The organism is Sutterella parvirubra YIT 11816, assembly GCF_000250875.1.
Lineage (GTDB): Bacteria > Pseudomonadota > Gammaproteobacteria > Burkholderiales > Burkholderiaceae_F > Sutterella > Sutterella parvirubra.
The window spans coordinates 34,478-41,194 of sequence record NZ_JH605011.1; the positions used below are offsets into that span (position 1 = coordinate 34,478).

Below are 6,717 nucleotides of genomic sequence, written 5' to 3' on the forward strand. Positions count from 1 at the left end.
CGACCCGCGGCCGCCTCCTTCCCCCGCGCCTCACCAGCGTGAGGCGCGTTCCGTCGCCCTGCCGCCTCCTTCCTTCGGAAGGGCGTGCGATGCCGGCGTCAGTCGCCGTACATCTTCTGCTTGAGTTCACGGCGCTGCTGCGCTTCGAGCGAGAGCGTGGCGGTCGGACGGGCCATCAGGCGCGCGACGCCGATGGGTTCGCCCGTTTCTTCGCAGTAGCCGTAGTCGCCTTCGTCGATGCGGACGATGGCGGCCTGGACCTTCTTGAGGAGTTTGCGTTCGCGGTCGCGCGTGCGCAGTTCGAGGGCGTGTTCCTCTTCGATCGTCGCGCGGTCCGCAGGATCGGGAACCACCGTCGTTTCGCGGAGGTTCACCGTGGTCTGGTCGGCGTTGGCACGCAGCTGAGCTTCCATCTCCGACAGGCGGTGACGGAAGAAGGCGAGCTGCTGCTCGTTCATGTAGTCGTCCTCGGACATGGCGAGGACTTCTTCAGCCGTGAGTAGCTTCTTGGCGCCCATTTTTTCTTTTCCCCCGTTTTTTGCGGTTCGGCTCCCACACCCTTTGTTGAGGGAAATTCCTTCGCCCTTCAAGGGTGATGAAGCGCGGGAGGAGCCGGGTTCTTGGTGAAAGTGGATTTATACAGGAAATCGCGTCCCGTCACCACTTCCACCCCTTGATTTCATCCGTCGCGCGTCAGTCGTCGGCGAGACAGGTGGAAAGCCCCCTGCGGATGGCCTCTTCAGGAAGATTACGCCCGATGAAGACGATTCGGGAAGAGGGTTTCACATCACCCCAAGGCGCCATCAGGTCGGAAACCGCGAGCATGTGCACGCCCTGGAAGACGACGCGGCGGTCCGTCCCCTTCATGAAGAGCACGCCCTTGTAGCGGAGCAGATCCGGCCCGTACACGTTCGTGAGGCTCATGATGTAGCGGTCGAGCTTCGCCGGGTCGAAGGCGCGGCCCGTCTCGTAGACGAAGCTGCGGATGTCGTCGTTGTGGTGATGGTGGTGATGATCGTCGACGAAGAAGCTCGGATCCACGTCGAGGATGTCGTTCATGTTGAAGCCCGTGATGTTGAGGACTTCATCGACCGGGCAAGCGCCCATGTCGACGCGGCGGATCGGCGCGCGCGCGTTCATGCGGCGAAGGCGCGCCTCGATCTCGTCGGCGGCTTCCGGGCTCACCAGATCGCACTTCGAGAGAAGAATGCGGTCGGCGAAGCCCACCTGGTCGCGGGCGTTCGCTTCGCGGTCGAGCGTCTCGCCCCCGTTCAGGGCGTCGACCACCGTCACCACGCCGTCCAAGCGGAAGAAGGGCGCCACGGCGTCGTCCATGAAGAAGGTCTGCGCGACGGGACCGGGATTGGCGACGCCCGAGGTTTCGAGCACGACGTAGTCGAAGTCGATCTCGCCGCGGTCGCGCTTGTGGCGCAGGTCGGTCAACACGCGCGAGAGGTCCCCGCGGATCGTGCAGCACACGCACCCGTTGCTCATCGTCACGATCTGTTCGTCGTTCGAGCGGACGATCAGGTCGGTGTCGATGTTCTCCTCACCGAATTCGTTTTCGATGATGGCGATCTTGTAGTTGTGGTTTTCCGAGAGGATGCGGTTCAGGAGCGTCGTCTTCCCGGCGCCCAAAAACCCCGTGAGGATCGTGACCGGAATGTCCGGTTCGTGGATGTCTTCCACCTGCATGTTCTTTGTCTCCAATAACGCGCTCTCTTACGGGCGCACGAGAAGGTGCAGCCCCTTGAGGTACTCGCCTTCCGGATAGGTCATCAGAAGCGGATGGTCCGCGCCGCCGCCGAAGCGGCCCACGGCCCAGGCGTCGACGCCGGCGTCGAAGACGGCGCCCGCAACGATCTTCTGGAAAAGATCCACGTCGATCGCGCCCGAGCAGGAGAACGTGAAGAGATGCCCGCCCGGCGTGAGAAGGCGCAGGCCGTTCAGGTTGATGTCCTTGTAGGCGCGCGACGCGCGGTCGACATGATAGTGACTCGACGCGAACTTGGGCGGGTCGAGGATGACGAGGTCGAAGGTTTCCCCGGCATCGCGAAGCGTGCGCAGGTACTCGAACACGTCGGCGCAGACGAACTTCGCGCGCTCTTCTTCAAAGCCGTTGCGCGCGGCGTTCGCGGCCGCCATGTCGAGCGCTTCCTTCGAAGAGTCGACCGAAACGACTTCCGCAGCGCCGCCCTTCAAAAGCGCCAGGGAGAAGCCGCCCGTGTAGCAGAAGCAGTTCAACGCGCGAAGCCCGCGGCCGTGGCGGCGGCGGAAGTCTTCGGCCAACTTCTGCGCCGTCAGGCGGCTCTCGCGCTGGTCGACGTAAAAGCCCGTCTTGTGCCCGACGCGGACGTCAACACCGTAGCGCACGCCGTCCTCCACCACCTCGATCGCCTCGGGCGGCTCTTCGCCGCGGAGGTGCTCCGAGCGGACCTCCAGCCCCTCGCGGCGGCGGGTCGCCGCATCCGAGCGGTCGAAGATGCCGCGCGCGCCGGTGACCTTCATCAGAAGGTCGGCGATCAGTTCGCGGTGGGCTTCCGCCCCTGCCGACTGGAATTGGGTGACGAGGAAGTCCCCGTATTGGTCGACGATGAGACCGGGGAGGCCGTCGGCTTCGCCGAAGATGAGGCGAAGCGCCGTCGCGCGTTCGCGGAGCGGTTCGCGCGCTTCAACGGCGTCGCGGATCTTCTTTTCAAACCACGCGGCGTCGATCACGTCGCCTTCGCGGAAGCTCCAGCAGCGCACGCGCAGGGTGGACTTGGGTGAGAAGGCCCCGTAGGCGAGGAAGCGCCCGTCGTTGGCGACGACGCGCACGGTTTCGCCCGAGGCGGGCTGGCCCGAGACGCGCTTCACGGCGGTGTCGTAGACCCAGGGGTGACGGCGAAGGAGGGACTTCTCCTTGCCGGACTTCAGCATCACATCAATCATCGTTCATTCCTCTTGCGGGGCGAGTTCGATCTCACCCTCAAAAACCTTTTCAACCGTGCCGGAGAGGATCACCCCGGCGCCGGGCCCGGCCCAGCGCACCGTGAGCGTGCCGCCCGGCGTCTCAACGTGGATGTCGGCATCCTTTCTCAGCGCCCCCGACGCGACCCCCGCCGCCACGACGGCGCAGGCACCCGACCCGCAGCAGGGCGTCTCGCCCGCACCGCGCTCCCAGACGCGGAAGCGCACGTGCGTGGGCGAGAGCGTCTCGACGAATTCGACGTTCGTGCGGTTGGGGAAGGCCCGGTGATTTTCCACCTTCGGCCCCAGCGTCGTCACGGGGGCGTCCCCGGTCGACCCGACCCGGATCACCGCGTGCGGATTCCCCATCGACACGGTGCGAAGCCGCACGGGGTTCCCCTCCACGGAGAGCACCCATTCGCCGTCGATATTCGGGAGCTGCCCGCAGGTCGACGGCAGCGACGCCGGATCGAAGTCGGGCGCGCCCATGTCGACCGAGAGAAGCCCGTCCGGGCGCTCGCGCACCGTGATGACGCCCTTCGCGGCGCGAAGCCGCACTTCGGGGCGAGAAGCGAGCCCCTTTTCAAAGAGAAACTTCCCCATCGCGCGGGCGCCGTTGCCGCACTGCTCGACTTCGCCGCCGTCCGCATTGAAGATGCGGTAGCGGAAGTCTTCTTCGGGCGTTCGGGCGGGCTCGACCAGAAGCAGCTGATCGGCGCCCACGCCCAGGCGGCGGTCGCAGAGGCGCCGCACGCGCCCGGCGGACAGCGCGACGGGCTCCGTCACCCCGTCGATCACGACGAAGTCGTTGCCGCCACCCTGCATCTTCCAAAACCGCATGTTCAGACCTCTCAGTAGACCGAGGGCTCACCCTCGGGACGGCTCTTGAAGCGGCGGTGCACCCAGAGGTACTGGTCGGGAAAACGCCGGATCCACTGTTCCAGCTCTTCGTTCACGCGCCGCGTGTCGGCCTCGACGTCCGCCGTCGGGAAATCCTTCCAGGCGGGCGTGATGATCACCTCGTAGCCCTCGTCCGTCATCGTCGCGATGCACCAGAGCACGCGGGCCCGGGTGACCTTCGCCAGGCGCGAGACCATCGGGAGGGTCGCGGCCTGCTGCCCGAAAAAGGGTACGAAGATCGAGTGCTTGCGGCCGTGGTCCATGTCGGGGAGGTAGTAGAAGGGAAGCCCCTCCCTCATCGCGCGGATCACGGGCCGGAGGTCGCTCTCCTTGCTGCGGGCGATGAGGACCGGGTTCGAGAAGCGCAGGCGCCCTTCCAGCACGGCCTTGTCCCAAACGGGGTTGCTCTGCTTCTGGTAGAGAGACACCCCGCGCACGTAGGTGTTCAGCGCGATCCCGGCGGCGTCCAGCCCCGCGAAGTGGGGCGCGACGACGATCGTGGGACCTTCGCCCTCCAGGAGGTGCTCCAACCCCTCAAAGCGCACGAATCGGCGGATCTCGTCGGCGGACGCCGTCCAGAGCGTCCCGTGGTCGATCGCGGCGCGCGCCAGGCGCACGTAGACGCGGCGGGCGAGCTTCATGCGCTCGGCTTCGGAGAGCTCCGGAAAGCAGAGCCTCAGGTTCGTGAGCGTCACGTGACGACGCTTCGGGATCGCCACCCAAAGGACGGACGCCGCCAAGCGGGCGAGCCGTTCGCGCATCGGCATCGAAAGGCCGCTCATGCGCCGCACGAGTGCGACCCAGAGCCGGGAAAAGAATTCGTTCATCGTCGTTCAAAGCCGGGCGGATCCCGCCCGGGACATCCTTATTCCTTGCTGTCGTCGGGCCGCGGCTGCTTCGCGTAGCGTGCGCGGTTGTGCCGCATGCCCGAAGGAATCTTGTAGCGGTTGTAGCTCCAGGCGTACTGCGCGGGCATGCGCCGGATGATCGATTCGATCATCCGGTTCATCGCGTCGACGTCCTTCTGCATGTCGCCCGTCAGGGGTTCGGTCCATTCGACCGCGCGCACCTTCCAGCCGCGGCCGCTCCTCTCGCCCCAGGCGAAGATGCGGATCGCGTCGAACTGGCGCGCCACCTTGACGGGGAGCGTGATCGTGTAGGCGGGGCGCCCGAAGAAGTCCGACCACACGCCGTCGCCGTGGGCGGGCACCTGGTCGGGAAGCGCACCGAAGGTGTGCCCCTCGCGGAGCATGCGGATGATGCGCTTCACGCCCGACAAGTTGGTCGGCACGGGTTCGATCCCCGGCGCGCGGCGGGCTTCGCCCACGAGTTTTTTGAGAAAGTCGCGTTTCGGGGGCCGGTAGAGGATCGCGATCGAACGCTTCGTCTCCTCCCAGAAGGTGTCCGCGAGCCAAACCGGGAGCACCTCGAAGCAGCCGACGTGCGGCGTCATGAAGACGATCGGACGGCCGCTTCGCATCGCGTCGCCCACGAGCTTCGTCGTCTCCTCGTCGGCGTCGACCCTCGCCATCACCTCGTCCGCAGGGCGGTACCAGAGCCAAACGCTCTCCAGCGCCTGACGGCCCGCGGCGCGGCCCGCACGGCGAAAGAGCTCGTCCTCGTCGTAGCCCGCCTGCCGGAGATTCTCACGGGTGCGGCGCCGGTAGCCGGGCGAGAGCCAAAACGTAAGCTCGCCCACGGCGGCGCCCACGGTCTGAAGCAGCCGCAGCGGCAGTCGGGAGAGCAACTTGAAGAAGCAGTTCATCGACGGTGATCCTGTCGGACGGGCCTTTCCCACTAAATCGATCATTGTAGCCGAGGCACCCGCGCCGACACGTCCGATTCCGGCCGTTTCCGCTCGATTCGACCCGTCGGGCGAGTGGACAACCGACCTCGTACGCGAGTATGATCCGCCAATCGCCGAGTTAACGAGACAACTTGCGGGGCGACTCCAAATACCGCTAAAGCGTCTTCCGCACTTGACCATCTGCCATTGCGTGAGGCGCTGTCCTACCTCTTCTCCTTAGGAGTGCATGGCAATGGCCAGCGAATATCTTTTCACTTCCGAATCCGTCAGCGAAGGTCATCCCGACAAGGTCGCGGACCAGATCTCCGACGCCGTTCTCGACGCCTGCCTTGAGCAGGATCCCCTCTCCCGCGTTGCCGCCGAAACCCTCTGTACGACGGGCCTCGTCGTCATGGCCGGCGAAATCACCACGGCCGCCAACGTCGACTACATCGACCTCGCCCGCAACGTGCTGAAGCGCATCGGCTACGACAACACCGAATACGGCATCGACCACAAGGGCTGCTCGGTTCTCGTGGGCTACGACAAGCAGTCGCAGGACATCAAGCAGGGCGTCGACAAGGCGATGGACGACGAGCTCAATCTGGGCGCCGGCGACCAAGGCCTGATGTTCGGCTTCGCGTGCGACGAGACGGAAACGCTCATGCCCGCGCCGATCTACTACGCGCACCGCCTCATGCAGCAGCAGAGCATCGTGCGCCGCAACGGCACGTGCCCGTTCCTTCGTCCCGACGCCAAGAGCCAGGTGACGATGCGCTACCGCGACGGCAAGCCCGTCGGCTGCGACACGATCGTCATCAGCTCGCAGCACAGCCCCGAGATGTCCGACGGCGCGAAGATGAAGCCCGAATTCGTCGAAGCCGTCGTTGAAGAAATCATCCGTCCGGTGATCCCGGCCGAATGGCTCGAAGGCACCCGCTTCCTCATCAACCCGACCGGCCGCTTCGTGGTCGGCGGCCCGCAGGGCGACTGCGGCCTCACCGGCCGCAAGATCATCGTCGACACGTACGGCGGCTACTGCCCGCACGGCGGCGGCGCCTTCTCCGGTAAGGACGCGACGA

At 65.7% G+C, this 6,717-nt stretch carries 7 protein-coding genes; 1 reads left to right on the forward strand and 6 read right to left on the reverse strand.

Annotated features, from left to right (window positions below):
- Positions 1-98: 98 nt before the first annotated feature.
- The 6 genes from dksA to HMPREF9440_RS08905 all read right to left on the reverse strand — a co-directional run bounded on the left by dksA (position 99) and on the right by HMPREF9440_RS08905 (position 5,614).
- On the reverse strand, positions 99-518 hold the full coding sequence (gene dksA / locus HMPREF9440_RS08880) for an RNA polymerase-binding protein DksA (protein ID WP_008543466.1): 420 nt from the start codon (positions 516-518) through the stop codon (positions 99-101).
- 175 nt (positions 519-693) lie between these two features.
- Positions 694-1,695 carry a CobW family GTP-binding protein gene (locus tag HMPREF9440_RS08885; protein ID WP_008543467.1) on the reverse strand — a complete coding sequence of 334 codons (1,002 nt, stop codon included), beginning with the start codon at positions 1,693-1,695 and terminating at the stop codon, positions 694-696.
- A gap of 27 nt (positions 1,696-1,722) precedes the next feature.
- Positions 1,723-2,931 (reverse strand): class I SAM-dependent rRNA methyltransferase, encoded by a 1,209-nt coding sequence (locus tag HMPREF9440_RS08890; RefSeq protein ID WP_008543469.1) that lies wholly within the window; start codon positions 2,929-2,931, stop codon positions 1,723-1,725.
- Between the two features lie 3 nt (positions 2,932-2,934).
- Complete coding sequence (gene dapF / locus HMPREF9440_RS08895) at positions 2,935-3,789, reverse strand: diaminopimelate epimerase (RefSeq protein ID WP_008543470.1); 855 nt, start codon at positions 3,787-3,789, stop codon at positions 2,935-2,937.
- 11 nt (positions 3,790-3,800) lie between these two features.
- Positions 3,801-4,676 carry a lysophospholipid acyltransferase family protein gene (locus HMPREF9440_RS08900; protein ID WP_008543471.1) on the reverse strand — a complete coding sequence of 292 codons (876 nt, stop codon included), beginning with the start codon at positions 4,674-4,676 and terminating at the stop codon, positions 3,801-3,803.
- A gap of 38 nt (positions 4,677-4,714) precedes the next feature.
- Positions 4,715-5,614, reverse strand: coding sequence for a lysophospholipid acyltransferase family protein (locus tag HMPREF9440_RS08905; protein WP_008543472.1), 900 nt, complete (start codon positions 5,612-5,614; stop codon positions 4,715-4,717).
- 274 nt (positions 5,615-5,888) lie between these two features.
- Between HMPREF9440_RS08905 and metK the strand changes: the two genes are divergently transcribed.
- The coding region (gene metK, locus HMPREF9440_RS08910) for a methionine adenosyltransferase (protein ID WP_245523602.1) at positions 5,889-6,717 on the forward strand (829 nt) is incomplete at its 3' end.